Genomic DNA, 17847 nt, shown 5'->3' on the forward strand with positions numbered 1-17847 from the left:
CTGGGGCGTGCGCCTCATGCGTCTCGCACCTGGGCAAGGGCGCTGGTCCGGTCGGGCGCGATGGCGAACAGCATGTCCATCCGGAGCAGCGTGAACACCATCTCCACCGCCGGGGTCAGACCGAAGACGGCGACGCCGCCCCCGGTCTCCATGCTCTGGGTCACCCCCACCAGGGCGCCGATGCCCGTGGAGTCCATGAAGCCCACCGCCGAGAGGTCGAAGACGACCCGGGGCCGGGTCTTCACCGCGTCGGTCGCGTCCTGAAGGAAGGCCATGGCCGACTCCGCGTCCAGGCGGGTCTCGTGCACCGTCACGACAAGCACGGTGTCGTCCTGCTCCACCTGGATCATCGGTTGCCTCCCTGGTGGGTCCGGCCTGGGGCCTGACGCCTGGTGTACGCGGGGTGGGGGCCCGGGGTTTGGTTCGCCTCCCGCGTCATCCAGCGACGCCGATCCCGTTCCGTGTTTCCAGCAGAATGAGGGACACATCATCGTCGAAGGAGTCCGAACCCCGCCACTCGGCCAGCCGCCGGCGGATTTCCGCCGGAACCCGTGGCAGCGGCAGGTCGCGCAGGTTGTGCAACAGGGCCTGGAAGCGATCCATGCCGAACAGTTCACCGGTGGGGCTGGCGCACTCGATCACGCCGTCGGAGTAGAAGGCCACGCGCTGGATCGGCGTCAGGTCCACGACCGTCTCCTCGAAGTGCGTGCGTGCCATCAGCCCCACGGGGAACCCCCCGCCCCCGAGGACGGTGGGCGACGCGCCATTGCGCGGGATCGCCACCGGATGGGGATGCCCCGCCTGACACAGCCGCATGGTCCCGGCGGCGTCCACGGTCGCCACCAGAAGCGTGAAATAGTCGAGGTTCGGCGGACTGACCTGGAACTCGGCGTTCAGGTCCGACACCAGGTCCCGAGGGCCGCGCATGCCGCCGTCCTTGGCGCGGAAGCGGTCCGCCGTGATCACACGCGACAAGGTGAACGACATCATCGCCGCCCGCGCGCCATGCCCCGCGACGTCAACGGCATAGAGCGCGAGGTTGCCGTCTCCCAGATCGAAGTAGTTGTATATATCTCCGGAGACGGACGACGATGGAATGAGCGCCGTCGCGATATGATACCGTCCCATGTCCATGGTCTTCTTCGGGAGCAGGCTTTCCTGCATTTTCCCGGCGGCCTGAACATCCCTTTTGAGTCGGTCGTACGCGACTTCGAGCTTCTTGTTGACGCGCCTCAATAGGTCGTTGTTCTTTCTCAGTTCGGCCTGAAGAGTCAGAATGCGGTCGGCGGCCCGCAGTTTGGCGGCGATCAACTCCGGATCAAACGGTTTGACAAGGAAGTCGTCGGCGCCGGCGTCCATGGCCTCCAGGTAGTCTTCCCGGGTTTCCTTGGCGGTCAGCAGAAGAACAAACATATGCTGAGTCTCGGGTGACGCGCGAATGGCGCGGCACAGCTGGACTCCTGACATGTGGGGCATCATCCAGTCGCTGATCACCAAGTCGATCGATGGCGTCTCCTGAATCGTACTGAGAGCCTGATCCCCATTCTCGGCCACCCAGACGTCGTGCCCCAGTTTCTTGACACGAAGTTGCACGATTTTTCTGATGATTTCGTCGTCATCGACGATCAGGATTTTCATCGCCTTCCCTATCACCAGGCTTGTCCCCCGGGATCCGGCATCCCCACGCGGGGGGGCGGCGTCCGCCTTGTCCGCGCATGCTATACCGAAAACGACGTCTTGCGGGAAGCCGCCGTCGTTCGCCCGTTCCCCGGCAAGGGATTCTCCCCCGGCACGCGCCCCGCGCCGACATCCAGTCCGTGAGCCGTGGGCGCCGCGTGGATCGCCCGAGGCCGGGCATTGTCCCCAGTGTTCACGCGGGACATATCCGTTCGCGTTTATCGCGTGTCCCTTGACAACCCAGGCTCCGCCTTCCTACCCTGCGTCCGTCAGCGGTTCCTCGGACGGCATCATGCCGGAGGATGAAAAGGGAACGACGGAAGAGGCCGACTCCAGCAGGACCTCAAGCCGTGGCTGTCCCCGCAACTGTGAGCGACGAGACTCGTGCCGACAGACCACTCGGGCCCCCTGGGGCGCGGGGAAGGTGGCACGGATCCGAGACCCGCGAGCCAGGAGACCTGCCGCTGACAGCGTCACTCTACCCACGGTCGGGGTGTGCCGGGGGTGCGGGCAAGCCGTTGCGGTGACGCGCCGTCTGGACGTCGCCGTGGCTTGATCCGTGACAGGCGCCTTGTCGCACCTTCTCATGCACGCAAGCCGAGTTACAGAACGATTCTGGTCGCGTTGATGCGCGGCCGGTCGGGTCGTTCGTCATGGGGACGTCCGTCGTCAACCCAATGGGGGGCGGCGTGGCGCGGAAGGGGGGTGGTGCCGGAAGGCGCCCCGCGTGCGTCCATGGGCCGCCTCGGCGATGGAGTGTGTGCCCCATGTCCGTGTTCTCCCTGTCACCCCCGCCCCACCGCGGTCTCGCGCTGGCCCTGGCTCTGGCCCTGTCGCTGGCCGCCCCGGGCGCCGTCCTGGCCGCCGAGGCCACCGCGCCGGACGCCGAGACGGGAACCGAAACCGAATCCGAATCCGAAAGCCTGCCCGCCACCGACATGACCGTGTCCGCGCCGCGTCCGCAGGGCGTGCCCCAGGCGCGGGTCGCCGGGGCGGAGACCACCGTCACCGCCCAGGACATCGAGGACCAGCAGATCCGCCGCCTGGAGGATGCGCTGGACCTGGTTCCCGGCCTGACGCTCAGCGGCCAACGGGGCCTGGGGCAGCCGCAGAGCATCGGCCTTCGTGGGCTGGGACCGCGCAACACCCGCGTGTTCATCGACGGCATCGAGGTCAGCGACCCCAGCAGCGCCCAGTCTAAGTACGAGATCAGCGACCACAACCTGTCCGATGTCGAGCGTGTCGAGGTCCTGCGCGGCGCCCGGCCCGGCCGCTTCGGCGCGGACACGGCGGGCGGTGTCGTCAACATCATCACCAGGCGCCCCACCGAACCCTTCGGCGGCGAGGCCAGCGTCGAGTACGGCAGCTACAACACCACGCGCCTGCGCGGCTTGGTGCATGGCCTCCAGGGACCGGTCGATTTCCGGCTGTCCGCCGCCGGCACCACCAGCGACGGGTTCTCCGACTTCAGCGACGAACGGGGCGGCCGGCCGGAGGATCCGTTCTGGTCCTGGACCGTTGGGGGAACCCTGGGCCTGGCGCTGACCGACGATCTGCGCGTGGACGTCACGGGGCGTTACCTGCGCGAGGAGTTGAACTACGACGCCAACGACCGCGACACCTCGTGGAACCGCGACGAGTCCGAGCGCTTCATCCGGGGGCAAGTGACCCTGGAAACCCTGAACGACACCCTGGTGCATACGCTTGGCCTGTCCGATACCTGGACCACCCGGCAGTACTGGGGCGAGGGCACCAAGGGCGATACCTTCGACGGCGGCAAGACACGCCTTGACTACGTGGCGGCCTGGGCGGCCAGCGACCGGATCTCGCTGGAGGCCGGCGGCGACGTCATCAACGAAAGCATGGAGCAGCACACCCCCGGCTTCGCCCCGCTGACGCCCGACATGGACGCCGACCTGTGGCGCGGCGGCGCTTTCCTGACCCTGGGCGTCACGCCGGTGGACAATCTGGATCTGGCCGGCAGCGTGCGCGTGGACACGCACGAGACCTTCGGCGACGAGGTGACCTATCGCCTGTCCGGCGCCTACACCATCGATCCGACCGGAACCACGCTGCGTGGCAGTTATGCGACCGCCTGGCAGACCCCCTCTCTTTACGAGCAATACGACCCCTGCGCGGGCAACGCCGATCTGGACCCGGAAAGCAGCTGGGGGTGGGACGTCGGCGTCGATCAGCGGCTGTGGGACGAGCGCCTCGTCGGCAGCGTGACCTACTTCGAGACCACCACCAAGGACGAGATCGACTGGGTGTGGTCCCCGCCCACCAATTCCCTGTGCCTGGGGGGCGGCTACCAGAACATCAACAAGACCTTCGCCCAGGGCGTCGAGATGGCGCTGACCGTGCGCCCGCACGACGACGTGGACGTGGTGGTGTCCTACACGTGGCAGAACGCCATCGACGACCAGACCGGCAAGCGTCTCGACAAGCGTCCGGTCAACCAGGGCACCGCCTCGGTCACCTGGCGGTTCCTGCCCGCCGCCCTGGCCAACGTCGGCCTGCGGTACCGTGACCGCACCACCGACTTCGGCGGCGAGAGCGACGCGTTCTGGACCGCCGATCTGCGGCTTGCCTACGACGTCACCGAGCGCGTCACCCTGCACGGCCGCGTCGAGAACCTGTTCGACGCCGACTATGAGGAGATTCCCGGATACGGCACGCCGGGCCAGTCGTTCCATGGCGGCGTCACGGTGCGGTTCTGACGGCGCCGCGCCGGATGCCGACGCTCCCTTCATATCATTCGGAAAAGGAGGCCGTGCCCATGATGGACCAGACCGCCGCGCCCGCACCCTCGTATATCGTGGATGAACTGGGCGCGGGCCGGGTGGAAATCTTCCCCCTGCCCACCGACGAAGCCGCGCTGGACACGCTGTTGCGGGACGTGTTCGAGACCTGGTGGGACCAGATCGTGTTCGGCACCCTGATCCAGGGCGCCGCCTACGAGATCCAGGTGCAGGCCCCGCCCAAGCGGATCAACCGGCTCGACGGCTACCTGACCGTCGAGTTCGACACCTGGCACTTTCACATCTGCATCGGCGAGAACAAGGGGCTGCCGCACCTGCCCACCAACCCGGATCTGGCCGCCATCCGGCGCCCCGGCCGGGCCGAGCTGGCGCGCATGATCCGTCCGGACGGCACGCCGCGAAGCTGGCAACTGCGCCTGTTCAACGGCAAGGGCGAGAACCAGCTCACGGTGTTTCTGCCGCATCCGTTCCTGGAGCGGGGCGAGGTGGTGACCGACACGCCCGACTGGTCGCGCCTGGAGATGTGGGACGCCATTCGCAAGCGGTACCTGGGGCTCGATCCCGATCCCCTGGACCGGACCGCCCACGGCAGCCCATGCGCGGGCGGATGATCACGCGCCGTCGCCGGCCCATCCACGCGACCATGCTGGCGGGCGGACTGGTGGCCGGGTTGGTGACCCCCTGGACCGCCGCCGTGGCGGGGGCGGGGGTGGGGGCGGCGGACGGACGTCCGTTGCCGCGCGTGGCCTCCGCCACCCTGTGCGGGGACCAGTACGTCCTCGCCCTGGCCGACCCGGAGCAGATCGTCGCGCTGTCGCCGCACGCCACCAAGCCCTGGCTGTCCCTGCTGGCCGACCAGGCGGCGACCTATCCGCGCCTGCGCCCCAGCGCCGAGGGCTACCTTCACGCAGGCGTGGACATGGTGATCACCAACGCCTGGACGGACCACGCGACGGCCGCGCTGCTGGAGCGCTTCGGCGTGACCGTGGCGCGCATTCCCCTGGAGGACGACATCGACCGGATCGCCGCCCTGACCCGTGACATCGGCCGCGCCCTCGGCCACCCGGCGCGCGGCGACGCCCTGGCCGACACCCTGCTGGCGCGCATCGCGGCCGCGCGGGCCGCCGCGCCCGGGCGCGATCGCGTGGCGCTCTATCTGCGGCCGGGGGGCGGGACGGCGGCCGAGGGCGCCTATGTCGCCACCCTGATGGACGCCGTCGGGCTGCGCAACCAGGCCACCGAGGCCGGCCTGTCCGGCTGGTCGTCGTGGTCGCTGGAGCAGGTCATCGCCGATCCGCCGGACCTGCTGGTGACCAGCTTTTTCGACAGCCCGCACGCTGGCATGGGCCAGGCATTCGGCGATCATCCGGCGTTCACGACGCGGGCCGCGACCATCGACCGGATCGAGGTCCCCGGCGCGGCCTGGGTCTGCGGCGGCTGGATCCTGGCCGAGGCCGTCGAGGCCCTGACCGAGGGGCTTGAGGCGCTGAACGCCCGCGAGGCCCATCCATGACCCGCCCCTTTGTCGTCCTGCCGCTGATCCTGGCCGGCCTGGCGCTGGCCGGCGCCTTGTCGGGCCTGATGATCGGCTATGTCCCGTACGGCCCGGGCGCGGTGGTGTCCGGGCTCTTGGGGATCGGTGACCCGGTGGTGACCGCGATCGTGCGCGAGGTGCGCCTGCCGCGCACCCTGCTGGCGCTGGAGGTGGGCGCCGCGCTGGGGATCGCCGGGGCGGCCCTTCAGGGACTGCTGCGCAACCCACTGGCCGAGCCGGGCCTGATCGGCGTGTCGTCCAGCGCCGCGCTGGGGGCGGTGGTCGCCTTTCACTTCGGCCTCATGGCCTGGGCGGACTGGGCCCTGCCGGCGACGGCCATCGCTGGTGCGGCCGTGACGACGTTGATCCTGCTGCTGATCGGGCGGCGCCTGCCCGGGACGCTGCCCTTGATCCTCACCGGCATCGCCGTGTCCAGCCTGGCCGGAGCCCTCACCTCCCTGGCGCTCAACCTGGCGCCCAACCCCTTCGCCCTGAACGAGATGGTGCTGTGGCTGATGGGGTCGCTGAAGGACCGGTCCATGGACCATGTGGTCCTGGCGCTGCCCTTCCTGCTGGTCGGCGGCGGCATCCTGTTGGCCATGGCGCGCGGGCTGGACGCCCTCACCCTGGGCGAGGAGACGGCGCAGAGCCTGGGCGTGCACCTGCTTCGTCAGCGCGTCGGCGTGGTTACCGGCATCGCCTTGGTGGTGGGGGCGGCGGTGTCGGTGTCCGGCGCCATCGGCTTCGTCGGGCTGGTGGTGCCGCACATGCTGCGGCCGTTCGTCGGCCATCAGCCGAGCCGCCTGCTGCTGCCGAGCGCGCTGGCCGGGGCGGCGCTGGTGGTGGTGGCCGACACCGTGGCGCGGGTGCTGCCCACCAACCAGGAGGTCATGGTCGGGGTGGTCACGGCGCTGCTGGGCGCGCCGTTCTTCCTGGGCCTGGTGCTGCGATCGCGGAGGATGACACCATGAGCGGACTGGAGATCACCTCCCTGAGCGTCCGGATCGGCGCGCGCCGCCTGGTGGACGCGGCCAGCCTGGAGGCGCGCCGGGGCATGATCACCGGCGTGATCGGTCCCAACGGCGCCGGCAAATCGACTCTCCTGCGCGCGGTCGCGGGGGTGGTGCCGCACACCGGCACCCTCCGCCTGGACGGCGTGCCCCTGCCGCGCCCGGGGGGCCGCGCCCGCGCCCGCCTGATCGGCTACCTGCCCCAGGATCACGGCGTGCACTGGCCGGTGTCGGTGCGCCGCATGGTGGAACTGGGGCGGCTGCCGCATCTCGGTCCCTGGCGGTCGTTGTCGGGGGCGGACACCGAGATCGTCGAGGCCGCCCTGGCCCGCACCGATAGCGCCGGCCTGGCCGACGCGGCGGTGCCCACCCTGTCCGGCGGCGAGCGCGCGCGGGCCATGCTGGCCCGGGTCCTGGCCACCCGAACGCCCGTCCTGCTCGCCGACGAGCCCGCCGCCGCGCTGGATCCCGCCCATCAGGTGGGGGTGATGACCGTGCTGCGGGAGGAGGCGGACACCAACCAGCGGGTTATCGTGGTGGTGCTCCACGACCTGTCGCTGGCCGCGCGCGTCTGTGACCGGCTGGTGCTGATGGAGGCCGGGCGGGTGATTCGCGCCGGGGCGGCGGAGACCGTCCTGGGGGCCACCGACCTGGAGCGGGTGTATGGCGTCGCCTTCAGCCGGGGGCATGTCGACGCCATGCCGGTGGTGACGCCGGTGATCCGTCCGCCGTCCGGCGGTGGTGGTGGCGGCTGGATCGACCGCGATGCGGGCGGCGCCTGAGTCGCGCCCGGGCTCGCCGGCACCCGTCGCGCGCGGGCTTGGCCATGCGATCCCGCTGCTGGCCTCCGTCGCCCTGCACGGCGTCCTGGTCCTGGCCCTGGCGGTCGCCCAGGACACCGTGCCGCCTCAGCCGCTGGACGTCAGCCCGACCGTGATCGCCGTCATGCTGGCGCCCGCCGGAGTCCAGGCGGACGCGGCCCCGCCGGCGTCCCGCGCGGGGCGTGATGTCAAGACGGCCGAGGCGGTTCCCGAGTCGCTCCCTGAGCCTGAGCCGGTGACCGCGCGGGTCCCCGAACCGGAACCTGACGCGGTCGCCTCCTCGGTGGTTGCCGTGATGCCGCCGGCGGTCAAGCCGCGTGCGCCTGCGCGCCCGGTCCGCCCCCGTCCGGTTCGACCGGCACGCGTCGCCACCCCCGACCCGGCGCATCCCGTGAGGACGGCGGCATCCCCTGGCGGGCGCACCCATGGGGCCATCGGCGATGCGGTGGCGGGCGCCCGGGGCGGGAGCGGGAGCGGGTCGACTCGGGCGCCCGGTTATGTGCTTGGCAGCGCGCGCAACCCGGCGCCGCCCTACCCGGAGCAGGCCCGTCGACGGGGTCACGAGGGCACCGTGCTCCTGACCGCGCGGGTCAGTGCCGAGGGCCGGGTGCTCGGTGTCTCGGTCGCGCGGTCCAGCGGACATGGCAGCCTCGACCGTGCGGCGCGCCGGGCGGTGCGGGGCTGGCGCTTCCAGCCGGCGACCCGCGCCGGGGTGCCGGTGTCGGGAACGGCACGGGTGACGATCCGCTTCGTGCTGCGCTGAGGCCGGCGGCGGCGCTCCGCCTCCCCCGTGGTGTTGGCCCGGCCCCGGTGATCGCCTGCCCGAGTCGCGGTCGAGTCGGGGGCGCGTGGCCTCGAGTCCGGCGCCTCGATCTGGGTCGCGGGGCCCATAACGTCGCCTTGGTCCCCTGACGGTGCGCGGATGGCCCCGGCGATCGACCACTGGCCACGCCTGTCCGGCGGGCGCCGCATGCGGGCGCGATGGCAGGGACGACCTGCGGTACTCATAGATATCCATTTGTGCGGTGTTAAACCTTTTGATTGAATCGAGCGGCGCTATATCCAATGGGAGCAATATAACTAATCTGCTCGATAAAGGCGCAAACTCCGAGCCGTCCAGGGCGGGTCGAGGGCGGCAGAGTGTCCTTAATCAAGGTGTGGAGGCTCGCGCCAGGCGCGGTTTCAGGTCCGTTCACGTGCGTTTCAGGACACCGGCGCCATGCGCCTCACGCGGGGGTATGGGGGCGGTCGGCTCCCTTCGATATACGGGATGCACACTTTTACGCGTGTGCATGCACGGCGTCGACCGGGGCCGAAATGACCTCATTCGATGCTCCGAACGTCCGGCGTTGGCGCATTTTGGGCGCTCTCTTGGATTTAGAAGCGACATAGTTTCTAGTTGCACGCGCAACTCCCTTATGGTAATTCGTTGTCGTAACGGAAAAGAGTTGTCATTAATCGGTAATCGATTACCGGATTGATGAAAAAATTTCCAATTTCCGCAAAAAGGCAAAAAAAATGGAGCAAACAGAGATGCGTTCTCCAGTTAGTGTGACTCATGATATTTCAGAAAAACTAAAAAATAAAATGCATTTTAATAATATGCAAATTGATTTCTTGAATCAGGTCCGGAAATATTTCTTGTTGACAGCGACATAGATCTTTAATTGTTTAATATGTATCGCACGCTATAGGGTTTAGGTGTGGTCCCGGTGTCGCGGGGCGTCGCGACGGTCCCGGGAACACGCGGTCCCTCGGAAAGTGACGGGTCCGGTCCGTCCATCAACCGAGAGGGTTCCACGATCCGGCGCGGCCGCAGGTGGTCCGGCGCGATCGTTGCCACCGGACGCGGTCCATGCGTCCGGCCCCTGTCAAGGTCCCGCTGCCCAGACGCGGGGCGTGCCCGCCCGACCGCGCCGCGCGGTGTCCGACCTGGGTTCGAGGACCACACTCGTCAAAGAGGCAGCCATGAAGACAGACCATTCCATCGAAGTCGCGTGCCCCGCCGATCCGGCGTTCCGTGTCGGTCTTGAGGTGGCCCACTGGCCGGAGATCTTCCCGCCCTGCCTCGCCGCCAAGGTTCTGGAAGAGACCGAGGACCGCCAGAAGATCGCCCTGACGGCCCGCGCCAACGACACGATCTTCAGCTGGGAATCGGAACGGGCCATCGACCGCGAGCGCCGTCAGATCTCCTTCTCGCAGAGCAAGCCCTCGCCGCTGGTGCGGTTCATGAACGGGACCTGGCGCTTCGAGCCCAAGGATGCCGGCTGCGTCATCACCCTCACGCACGATTTCGAGGTCGCCGACCGGGTCTCCGGTGTCGTGGACGGGGTGAGCACGCGCGAGGACGCGGCCAAGTTCATGCTGGACTCCATCGAGACCAACAGCCGCAAGGAGCTGTCGGCGGTCGCCGAGCGCCTGGAGCGTGAGCGGTGGCGTCACGTCTTCGAGGAGTCCCTGGTCATCCGCCAGCCGATCGCGCTGATCTCCCGCCTGCTGCGCGATGCCGCGAGCTGGCCCTGGCTGCTGCCCCACTGCACCGATGTGCAGGTGATCTACGACGACGGGCGCTATCAGGAGTTCGTCATGGTCGTCCAGGTCGGCGATGTCGAAGAGCGGATCCGCAGCGTGCGCGTGCTGGCCCCCGACCGCATCGAGTACTTCCAGCCCGCCCCGCCGCCCGCGCTGCGCGAACACCGGGGCCGCTGGACCCTGACCGAGGGTCCGGACGGCGTGGAGGTCGTGTCCTGGCACGACGTGGTGCTCAACCCCGCCTTCTGGGCCGACAAGAAAGAGCGCGAGGCCGCCAAGCAGCACGTCGAGGCGGCCATCAACCGCAACAGCCTCGGCACCATGCAGGCGATCGTCGCCAAACTGGAGGGATCGAACCATGCGTAACGCGCTCATCACGGGGGGAACCCGGGGCATCGGCAAGGCGATCGCCGCCCGGCTGGTGGCCGATGGCCTGAACTGCGTGCTGGTGGGGCGGGATCAGGCCACGCTCGACGCCGCCGTCGACGACCTGTCGTCGCCGGCCGTGACGGTCGTGGGCATCGCCTGCGACGTGACCCAGCCCGAGCAGGTCACGGCGATGATCGAGAGCGCGCGCGCCGCGCTCGGCTCCATCGACGTGCTGGTGAACTGCGCCGGGCGCAGCGGCGGCGGGGTCACGAAGGACCTGGCCGACGAACTCTGGCGCGATGTCATCAACACCAACCTCAACTCGGTGTTCTACGTCACCAAGGAGGTGCTGCGCTCGCAGGCCATGGGCGCCGGCGGCGCGGTCATCAACATCGCCAGCACCGGCGGCAAGCAGGGGGTCATCCATGGCGCTCCGTACAGCGCCTCCAAGCATGGCGTGGTCGGCTTCACCAAGGCCCTGGGCCTGGAACTGGCCCGCGACGGCTCGGACATCACGGTCAACGCCGTCTGCCCGGGCTTCGTGGAGACCGAGATGGCCGCGCAGGTCCGCAGGAACTACGCGAAAATCTGGGAGGTCACGCCCGAGGTCGCCAAGTCGCGCATCGAGGCGCGGGTGCCGATCGGCCGGTACATCGAGCCGATCGAGGTGGCCGCCATGGTCTCGTACCTGGCGTCCACCCAGGCCCGCGGCGTCACCGCCCAGGCCATGAACGTCTGCGGCGGGCTGGGCAACTACTGACCCGCGCCCCCTTTCCTCGGCATCGCCGGCCCGTATCGGGAGTTTGCAGGCATGGACAAGAAGAGAGTCGCCGTCACGGGGCTCGGCGTGATCGCGCCCAACGGCACGAATGTGGATGAATTCTGGAAAAACATGAGGGTCGGAAAGAGCGGCATCGCCCGGATCGAGACCTTCGACGTGGACGCGTTCCAGTCCCGGATCGCCGGAATCGTCCAGGACTTCTCGCCCGACGACTACGACATCGACGACGACCAGAAGCACGGCCTTGACCGGTTCGCCCTGTTCGCCCTCGCCGCCGCCGAGGAAGCCATGCGCAACGCGGGCCTGCGGGAGGGGGACTACGACCCCGACCGGCTCGCCGTCAGCATCGCCACGGCCATCGCCGGCACCAAGTACATGGAGGAGGAGTTCCTTCGCCTCACCCAGGGCGGGTCCGCGCCGCTGGATGCCGCGCTGGCCAGCCCGGACCTGCTGCCCAACACGTGCTTTCACATCGCCTCGTCGGAGATCGCCCGCAAGTACGGGGCCCGTGGCCCGGTGCATACGCTGGCGACCGGATGCACGGCCGGCCTGGATGCGGTCGGCGAGGCCATGGAGATGATCCGCGCCGGCGAGGCGGACATCGTCATCGCCGGGGCCGCCGAGGCGCCGCTCACGCCGATCGCCCTGGGGGCCTTCGACATCATCGGCGCGCTTCCCGACGACCGCAACCACAGGCCCGACACCGCGTCGCGGCCCTATGACGTGTCGCGATCCGGGTTCGTGCTGGCGGAGGGCTGCGGCATCCTCGTGCTGGAGGACCTCGACCACGCGCGGCGGCGCGGCGCGCCCATCCTGGCCGAGTTGCGGGGCTTCGGCTCCACCTGCAACGCCTACCACATGACCGATCTCCAGCCCGAGGGAATCGACCTGCACCGGGCCATGGTGCTGGCACTGGCCGACGCCGGGCTCGACCCCGGGCGCATCGACTACGTCAACGCGCATGGCAGCTCGACGCCCCAGAACGACGTCAACGAAACCAATGCCGTCAAGCGCACGCTGGGCGCGCGCGCCCACGAAATCCCGGTGTGCTCGCTGAAGTCCATCGTCGGGCACGCCCTGGCGGGCGCCAACACGGTGGAGCTGGTCTCGCTGGTGCAGACCATCCTGCATCAGGAGACACCGCCCACCGCCAACCTGGTGACCCCGGATCCGGCCTGCGACCTGGACTACGTCGCCGACGGCCCGCGCAAGACCCGCATCGATTTCGCCATGAAGGACGCCAGCGGGTTTTCCGGCATCCACAGCGCGTTGATCGTCGCCCGCTACGATCCGACCGCGTCTCACTCCGAGGAGGCTCGACTGGCATGACCCGAGACGTCGTCATCACCGGCATGGGCGTGGTCCTGCCGAAGACCCGGTCCCTCGACGCGCTGTGGCACCACGTCGGCACTCCCGGCCCCCATGTCGAGCGCCTGTCGTCGCGCATCGCCGGCAGCCGGATCGACGAGAGCGCCATCGCCGAGGCCCTGCCGCCGCGGCTGTCGAGGAAGCTCGACGCGTTCACCCGGTATGCCCTGATCGCCACGCAGTCGGCGATCGAGGACGCGGCGCTGGCCCTGGACGGCATCGACCGCGAGCGCTGCGGTGCCTTCGTCGGCAACTGCTTCGGCGGCTGGCGGTTCACGGAACGTGAACTGCGCCATCTGCATGGGATCGGTCCGCGCGCCGTGAGCCCGTTTCAGGCGACGAGCTGGTTCCCGGCCGCGCCGCAAGGCCAGATCACCATCGTGCACGGCCTCAAGGGGTTCAGCAAAACCTACATGGCCGACCGCATGAGCAGCCTGGTGAGTGTCGCCTCCGCCGCCAGCCTCATCCGGCGGGGGCAACTCGACGTGGCCATCGCCGGGGGCGCGGAAAGCACCAACACGGACTTCGTCCGCGCGGCCCTGGAACGGATCGCCGCCGCCAACGGCGAGCCCGATCCCGCCGAAAGCGGCTTCCAGGTTTCGGAGGGCGCCGTCTTCCTGGTGCTGGAGGACGCCGGCCATGCCCGGGCGCGGGGCGCTCGCGTCTATGCCGGCCTGCGGTCCTTCGCCATGCGCAACGCGCCCAGCCGCCCCGACCAGTACGCCGTCGATCCGCGAGTGCTGGAGGGCACCATGCGGCGGGTGCTGGGCAACCTGAAGGCCGACATCGTGCTGCCGGACGCCAGCGGCCTCGCCCGCGTGGACGCCTGCGAGCAGGCGGCCCTGGACACGGTCTGCCCGGGGGTCCCGGCGTTGCGGCCCAAGGGGGCGTATGGCCATGCCTTCGGCGCCGAGGGGGCGCTCGACGTCGTGTTCGCCAGCCTCATGCTGCACCGCCAGCAACGCCTTCCCACGGTGCCGTCCGGGGACGACGGCGCCGACCTTTCCTCCGCCCGGAGCGGGACCGCTCGGGATGCCCGTCAGGCGATCGAGCGGATCCTTATCAACGCCTGCGCCATGGGCGGCGGCGCCGGCAGTCTCTTGCTCACGAAGGAGAGCTGACATGACCACCTCGCAGGAGCGCATCGAAACCGTCGTGATCGACGCCATCGCCACGTCCCTGAGTGCCGATCCCGCGACGATCAACGCCGACACCCAGTTGGAGGATGACCTGGGCGTCGATTCCACGGAACTGATCGGGATTATCGTGGAGATTGAGAAGGCTCTCAGCATCAGCCTGAAGGGCCTTGACTACGCCAAGTTGAAGACACCAGCCGATCTGGTGGCCGTGATCACCAAGGTGGTCCGCGTCGAGGAGCCGGTGGCCTAAAGCCGCGACCCGGACGGAGGGGGCGCGGTCGTGTCCCTCCGTCCGGCTGGCCGCCCGGCCGGCCCTCCGGTCGACGGGCCGTCATGCCACCGTTTTTTTTGGGCCGCGATACGAGCCTTCGGGCGCGAGTCCGGACGGTCTCGCCCCGGGCTCTCGTCACGGGAGTCCGTCGGGGGGCCGTCCGCCGACGGCGCGGGTCCGTGTGGGAGGCGACCATGATCACCACCTTTGCATTCCATGAGACTCCCCCGGACGGCCTGTCGCGCCACCCGCGCGTCCGGCGCGTCGGTGGACGCGGCGCGGTGCTGACCTTTCCGCTGGCCCGCGACGACGCCGAGACCTTCGACCGTCAGGGTTATGGCGGGTCGCGGTACGGGGCGGTCGTGATGGAGACCCTGCGCGAGGGCGTGGACCCGATCGCGGCGCCGGAACGGGCGGGCGCCAGCTTGACCCTCGACACCGCCTGTGTGATGCGGGTCAGGGGGACCGGGGGCGGCCCGGCCACCGGCGTGGTCCTGTTCACCCTGTGCGACCTCGCCGAAACCGACGCGCCCGCCTTCCTCGCGCAGTTCACGGCGGCGAGCGCCTTCATGGCCCGCCGGCCGGGCTTCCGGAGCGCGCGTCTCTATCGCGAGCGGTCCTCCCGGGCCCGCGCCGCCTTCGTCAACGTCGCCGCCTGGACGACCGTCGCCGCCTTCGTCGACGCGTTCTCCAGCGACGCGTTCAAACGCATCATCGTCGGCGGCTTCGAGACGCGCAGTCGGATCCTGGTCGCGCCTCTTCCGTCCGCCCCGGTTCTGGAGGCCGCGCAATGATCGTCCGCATCGATCTTCTCGACACCCCCGATCCCGGCCCCGTGGCGCGGGTCTGGTCGACGGCGCTGCGGGAGGCGGCGCCGATGCCGGGCTTCGGCGGCGCCCGGCTGTACCGGGTCTACCGGCGCCTGAACCGCGAGGGCTATGCCCTGGTCAGCATGGCCCGCTGGGACAGCCTGGCCGCGTATCACGAGTCCGATCTGGCCTCGGCGCGCCCGCCCTTCGGCGCCTGGACCCGGCCCGGGATCCATCTCTACGCGCCGGTGGACGCCAGCGCCGCCAATCCCCGTCCCGTCGAGGACGGTCACCTCATCATCACCAATCCCTACCGGATCGACCGGCAGTCGGCGGGCGAGAACGCGCGGATGTGGAGCGCGACCAAGACGATGATGGAAAGCCGCGAGGGCTTTCTCGATGCCGAGTTGTTCCAGACCTTCCACCCGGAGACCGACGAATACTACTTCGTCAGCCGGGCCCGCTGGGAGACCGAGGCGTTCTTCATGAAGCAGTTCGCCGGCAAGGACTATAAGGCACTGGTCGCCCCCTTCGAAGGCACCTTCCAGATCTGCTTCTCGCATGTCGAGGACGCGGTAACGGCCGGGATGCCCGTCGCGGCCCTTCGGCAGCCTTCCCCTTCCATCGCAACCGAACAGGTGACGTCATGATCATGGTCATCGATTTCCTGGAGGCATCGGATCTGCAACGCGCCAGGGAGACCTGGTGGGCGGTGAGCGGGGTCCTCTCTCGATGCGCCGGGTTCCAGGACGGCCAGTTGCTGGAGACCTTCGACACCGTCCAGCCCCGGGTCGGCTATCCCCTGGCCAGCGCGACCCGCTGGGACAGCGCGGCGGACTGGGACCAGGCCCGCGCCGCCGCCAGGAGCGACCCCAAGGTGCTTGCGATCCTCGGCGCCTCCGGCACCCGCTTCACCAGCCTGAAGGCCGACCTCGTCGACGGGCGTGCCTTCACGTTCCGGGGCGAGTCCCCGCACATGGTGCTGTTCGACATCGTCTACCTGGCGCCCGGCCAGGCCGAGGACTACGCCGCCATGTGGCACGAGGCGAACGCCTACATGGGCGCGCGTCCCGGCTTCGTGAACGCCAGCCTGCACCGCAGCCGCGCGGCCGATGACGCGATCGCCTTCGTCAACATCGCCGAGTGGGAGACGACGGACCTGTTCTTCGACGCGGTGCACACCGCGCGCTTCGCCGAGATCGTTGAGTCCTTCAAGGAGGACTTCTCGCTGCTGCTGACGCGGCGCGTGCTGCATCGCGGACCGAACGCCACCTCGCTGCTGACGGGAGACGCGGCATGATGCACATGGCTGAAATCGTCTCGGGCGAGCCGGACCGCGAGGCCTGGGCCTCCTGGCTGGATGAGACCCGTGTTCTGCGGGACCGGCACGGTCTGGTCGATGCGGAGCTTTTCGAACGCGTCGAGGACATCCGCGACGCCACCTACGCCTACATCTCCGTGCGCGGCTGGACGCACGAGGAGGACTTCCAGGAAGCCATGGCCCTCGGGGCGCTGGACCACGGTTTTTCCGGCCGGGCCGTCGAGAGGATCGTGATCCGGATGCGGACCCAGCTCGGCGACCTTGCCCCGACCGGACCGGGGCATGTCTGGCTGGTCAATCCCTTCGAGATCGCGGGCGCCGAGATCGAGGGCGCGCTCGCCATGTGGGACCGGGCCAAGGACCACATGCTTGCCCACCCCGGCTTCATGAACGCGCGCCTGTTCCGGGCCCGCTCGCCGGCCGCCAAGCACGGCCTGCTCAACGTCTCGCAATGGCGGGATGCGGCGTCGTTCAAGCAGGCGCTGGCGGACCGGGCCTATGACCGGCATCGCGAGCGGTCCCTGTCCTACAAGCTGCATCCATCGCTGTGCCGGCGTGTCTTCGACCTCGGCGAGGCATCGGCGGCGCCCGTTCCGGTGCCGTCCGTGCCGGCGGAGTCGGTGGTCGCCTGATCCCCGCGCCGGGACGCGCGTGCCGTCGGCGGCCGTCCGGCCCGCGTCCCGGCTCGGCCCTTGCCCGTTCATACAATCCGAGAGGAAAGCACCATGTCGCGACACGTTGCCGTCGTCACCGGCGCCAGCCGAGGCATCGGGCGCGAGGTTGCCCGGCATTTCGCGAGCCGGGGATACGACCTTGTTCTGGTGGCCCGGGACGAGTCCAGGCTCGCGGCGGCCGCCGAGACCCTGCGCGCGGACCACGGGATCGCCGTTGAGTCCGTGGCCGTCGATGTCTGTGCCCTTGCCGACGCCGCGCGCGCGGTGCTCGACGCCGTCGACCGCGGGGGCCGCCTGGACGTGCTGGTGAACGCGGCGGGGATCTTCCGCTTCGGGACCAGCGTCGCGAGTGTCGACGACCTGGACGCCATGCTGCGGACCAACGTGCTGGCCATCCACAATCTGTGCGCGGCCTGTCTCGATCATCTGAGGCAGGCCGAGGACGGGCGCATCTTCAACATCTCGTCGATCGCCGGCGTCGAGCCGTTCGCGCCGGTCGGCGGCTATGCGGCCAGCAAGCACGCCCTGGTGGGATACGGGCGGTCGCTCGCGCGCGAGCAGCTTCCCAACGGCGTCAAGGTCACCACCCTGTGTCCGGATGTGGTGGACACGGACATGGGGGCCGGGTCCGGCCTGCCGCCCGAGGACATGATCGCGCCGGCCGACATCAGCCGGGCGATCGACTTCGTGATGTCCCTGTCCCCGGCGGCGGTGGTCGAGCATCTCACCATCGGCTGCAAGCCGGCGACAGAGGGACCCCGGGCGCAGGGGTGAGCGCC

18 protein-coding genes and 1 riboswitch are annotated in these 17847 nt (G+C 69.4%); of the genes, 16 read left to right on the forward strand and 2 right to left on the reverse strand.

Annotated features, from left to right (window positions below):
• Positions 1 to 14 precede the first annotated feature (14 nt).
• Together GGD89_RS10560 and GGD89_RS10565 are read right to left on the reverse strand one after the other, a co-directional pair.
• Positions 15 to 350, reverse strand: a complete 336-nt coding sequence (locus GGD89_RS10560; protein ID WP_184044994.1) for an STAS domain-containing protein — start codon at positions 348 to 350, stop codon at positions 15 to 17.
• 85 nt (positions 351 to 435) lie between these two features.
• Complete coding sequence (locus GGD89_RS10565) at positions 436 to 1638, reverse strand: PP2C family protein-serine/threonine phosphatase (RefSeq protein WP_184044996.1); 1203 nt, start codon at positions 1636 to 1638, stop codon at positions 436 to 438.
• Positions 1639 to 1933: 295 nt separating this feature from the next.
• Positions 1934 to 2157: riboswitch (cobalamin riboswitch) on the forward strand.
• 287 nt (positions 2158 to 2444) lie between these two features.
• Between GGD89_RS10565 and GGD89_RS10570 the strand changes: the two genes are divergently transcribed.
• The 16 genes from GGD89_RS10570 to GGD89_RS10645 all read left to right on the forward strand — a co-directional run bounded on the left by GGD89_RS10570 (position 2445) and on the right by GGD89_RS10645 (position 17842).
• Positions 2445 to 4397: a TonB-dependent receptor plug domain-containing protein gene (locus tag GGD89_RS10570; protein WP_184044998.1), complete on the forward strand. Its 1953-nt coding sequence runs from the start codon at positions 2445 to 2447 to the stop codon at positions 4395 to 4397.
• A 59-nt stretch (positions 4398 to 4456) separates the two neighbouring features.
• Entirely contained in the window at positions 4457 to 5050 is a 594-nt protein-coding gene (locus GGD89_RS10575) for a DUF7676 family protein (RefSeq protein ID WP_246423035.1), read from the forward strand.
• Positions 5047 to 5952: an ABC transporter substrate-binding protein gene (locus GGD89_RS10580; RefSeq protein WP_246423036.1), complete on the forward strand. Its 906-nt coding sequence runs from the start codon at positions 5047 to 5049 to the stop codon at positions 5950 to 5952. Before GGD89_RS10575 ends, GGD89_RS10580 begins: the two co-directional genes overlap by 4 nt.
• A complete protein-coding gene (locus GGD89_RS10585; RefSeq protein ID WP_184045000.1) occupies positions 5949 to 6944 on the forward strand; it encodes a FecCD family ABC transporter permease in 996 nt (331 codons plus the stop codon). Before GGD89_RS10580 ends, GGD89_RS10585 begins: the two co-directional genes overlap by 4 nt.
• The gene (locus tag GGD89_RS10590) at positions 6941 to 7765 is read left to right on the forward strand and encodes an ABC transporter ATP-binding protein (protein ID WP_184045002.1); all 825 of its coding nucleotides are present in this window, start codon (positions 6941 to 6943) and stop codon (positions 7763 to 7765) included. The genes GGD89_RS10585 and GGD89_RS10590 overlap by 4 nt, the downstream gene beginning before the upstream one ends.
• Positions 7749 to 8567 carry an energy transducer TonB gene (locus GGD89_RS10595; RefSeq protein ID WP_184045004.1) on the forward strand — a complete coding sequence of 273 codons (819 nt, stop codon included), beginning with the start codon at positions 7749 to 7751 and terminating at the stop codon, positions 8565 to 8567. The genes GGD89_RS10590 and GGD89_RS10595 overlap by 17 nt, the downstream gene beginning before the upstream one ends.
• Positions 8568 to 9772: 1205 nt before the next feature.
• Positions 9773 to 10702 (forward strand): aromatase/cyclase, encoded by a 930-nt coding sequence (locus tag GGD89_RS10600; RefSeq protein ID WP_184045006.1) that lies wholly within the window; start codon positions 9773 to 9775, stop codon positions 10700 to 10702.
• A complete protein-coding gene (locus tag GGD89_RS10605; RefSeq protein WP_184045008.1) occupies positions 10695 to 11465 on the forward strand; it encodes an SDR family NAD(P)-dependent oxidoreductase in 771 nt (256 codons plus the stop codon). Before GGD89_RS10600 ends, GGD89_RS10605 begins: the two co-directional genes overlap by 8 nt.
• A 51-nt stretch (positions 11466 to 11516) precedes the next feature.
• Positions 11517 to 12815: a beta-ketoacyl-[acyl-carrier-protein] synthase family protein gene (locus GGD89_RS10610; RefSeq protein WP_184045010.1), complete on the forward strand. Its 1299-nt coding sequence runs from the start codon at positions 11517 to 11519 to the stop codon at positions 12813 to 12815.
• Entirely contained in the window at positions 12812 to 13975 is a 1164-nt protein-coding gene (locus GGD89_RS10615) for a beta-ketoacyl synthase N-terminal-like domain-containing protein (RefSeq protein WP_184045012.1), read from the forward strand. The genes GGD89_RS10610 and GGD89_RS10615 overlap by 4 nt, the downstream gene beginning before the upstream one ends.
• A gap of 1 nt (position 13976) precedes the next feature.
• On the forward strand, positions 13977 to 14243 hold the full coding sequence (locus GGD89_RS10620; RefSeq protein ID WP_184045014.1) for an acyl carrier protein: 267 nt from the start codon (positions 13977 to 13979) through the stop codon (positions 14241 to 14243).
• 215 nt (positions 14244 to 14458) lie between these two features.
• On the forward strand, positions 14459 to 15058 hold the full coding sequence (locus tag GGD89_RS10625) for an antibiotic biosynthesis monooxygenase family protein (RefSeq protein ID WP_184045016.1): 600 nt from the start codon (positions 14459 to 14461) through the stop codon (positions 15056 to 15058).
• Complete coding sequence (locus GGD89_RS10630; RefSeq protein WP_184045018.1) at positions 15055 to 15723, forward strand: antibiotic biosynthesis monooxygenase family protein; 669 nt, start codon at positions 15055 to 15057, stop codon at positions 15721 to 15723. Before GGD89_RS10625 ends, GGD89_RS10630 begins: the two co-directional genes overlap by 4 nt.
• Positions 15720 to 16373, forward strand: a complete 654-nt coding sequence (locus GGD89_RS10635) for an antibiotic biosynthesis monooxygenase family protein (RefSeq protein WP_184045020.1) — start codon at positions 15720 to 15722, stop codon at positions 16371 to 16373. Before GGD89_RS10630 ends, GGD89_RS10635 begins: the two co-directional genes overlap by 4 nt.
• Positions 16370 to 17026 carry an antibiotic biosynthesis monooxygenase family protein gene (locus GGD89_RS10640; protein WP_184045022.1) on the forward strand — a complete coding sequence of 219 codons (657 nt, stop codon included), beginning with the start codon at positions 16370 to 16372 and terminating at the stop codon, positions 17024 to 17026. The genes GGD89_RS10635 and GGD89_RS10640 overlap by 4 nt, the downstream gene beginning before the upstream one ends.
• 93 nt (positions 17027 to 17119) lie before the next feature.
• Complete coding sequence (locus GGD89_RS10645; RefSeq protein WP_184045024.1) at positions 17120 to 17842, forward strand: SDR family NAD(P)-dependent oxidoreductase; 723 nt, start codon at positions 17120 to 17122, stop codon at positions 17840 to 17842.
• The last annotated feature ends 5 nt before the right edge of the window (positions 17843 to 17847 follow it).

Source organism: Roseospira visakhapatnamensis (genome assembly GCF_014197915.1).
In the GTDB taxonomy this organism is placed as follows: Bacteria; Pseudomonadota; Alphaproteobacteria; order Rhodospirillales; family Rhodospirillaceae; genus Rhodospira; species Rhodospira visakhapatnamensis.

Bases quoted from the DNA above. Each gene is read 5' to 3' on its own strand.
- GGD89_RS10560 (WP_184044994.1), bottom strand. From the start codon at position 350: ATGATCCAGGTGGAGCAGGACGACACCGTGCTTGTCGTGACGGTGCAC.
- GGD89_RS10565 (WP_184044996.1), bottom strand. From the start codon at position 1,638: ATGAAAATCCTGATCGTCGATGACGACGAAATCATCAGAAAAATCGTG.
- GGD89_RS10570 (WP_184044998.1), top strand. From the start codon at position 2,445: ATGTCCGTGTTCTCCCTGTCACCCCCGCCCCACCGCGGTCTCGCGCTG.
- GGD89_RS10575 (WP_246423035.1), top strand. From the start codon at position 4,457: ATGATGGACCAGACCGCCGCGCCCGCACCCTCGTATATCGTGGATGAA.
- GGD89_RS10580 (WP_246423036.1), top strand. From the start codon at position 5,047: ATGATCACGCGCCGTCGCCGGCCCATCCACGCGACCATGCTGGCGGGC.
- GGD89_RS10585 (WP_184045000.1), top strand. From the start codon at position 5,949: ATGACCCGCCCCTTTGTCGTCCTGCCGCTGATCCTGGCCGGCCTGGCG.
- GGD89_RS10590 (WP_184045002.1), top strand. From the start codon at position 6,941: ATGAGCGGACTGGAGATCACCTCCCTGAGCGTCCGGATCGGCGCGCGC.
- GGD89_RS10595 (WP_184045004.1), top strand. From the start codon at position 7,749: ATGCGGGCGGCGCCTGAGTCGCGCCCGGGCTCGCCGGCACCCGTCGCG.
- GGD89_RS10600 (WP_184045006.1), top strand. From the start codon at position 9,773: ATGAAGACAGACCATTCCATCGAAGTCGCGTGCCCCGCCGATCCGGCG.
- GGD89_RS10605 (WP_184045008.1), top strand. From the start codon at position 10,695: ATGCGTAACGCGCTCATCACGGGGGGAACCCGGGGCATCGGCAAGGCG.
- GGD89_RS10610 (WP_184045010.1), top strand. From the start codon at position 11,517: ATGGACAAGAAGAGAGTCGCCGTCACGGGGCTCGGCGTGATCGCGCCC.
- GGD89_RS10615 (WP_184045012.1), top strand. From the start codon at position 12,812: ATGACCCGAGACGTCGTCATCACCGGCATGGGCGTGGTCCTGCCGAAG.
- GGD89_RS10620 (WP_184045014.1), top strand. From the start codon at position 13,977: ATGACCACCTCGCAGGAGCGCATCGAAACCGTCGTGATCGACGCCATC.
- GGD89_RS10625 (WP_184045016.1), top strand. From the start codon at position 14,459: ATGATCACCACCTTTGCATTCCATGAGACTCCCCCGGACGGCCTGTCG.
- GGD89_RS10630 (WP_184045018.1), top strand. From the start codon at position 15,055: ATGATCGTCCGCATCGATCTTCTCGACACCCCCGATCCCGGCCCCGTG.
- GGD89_RS10635 (WP_184045020.1), top strand. From the start codon at position 15,720: ATGATCATGGTCATCGATTTCCTGGAGGCATCGGATCTGCAACGCGCC.
- GGD89_RS10640 (WP_184045022.1), top strand. From the start codon at position 16,370: ATGATGCACATGGCTGAAATCGTCTCGGGCGAGCCGGACCGCGAGGCC.
- GGD89_RS10645 (WP_184045024.1), top strand. From the start codon at position 17,120: ATGTCGCGACACGTTGCCGTCGTCACCGGCGCCAGCCGAGGCATCGGG.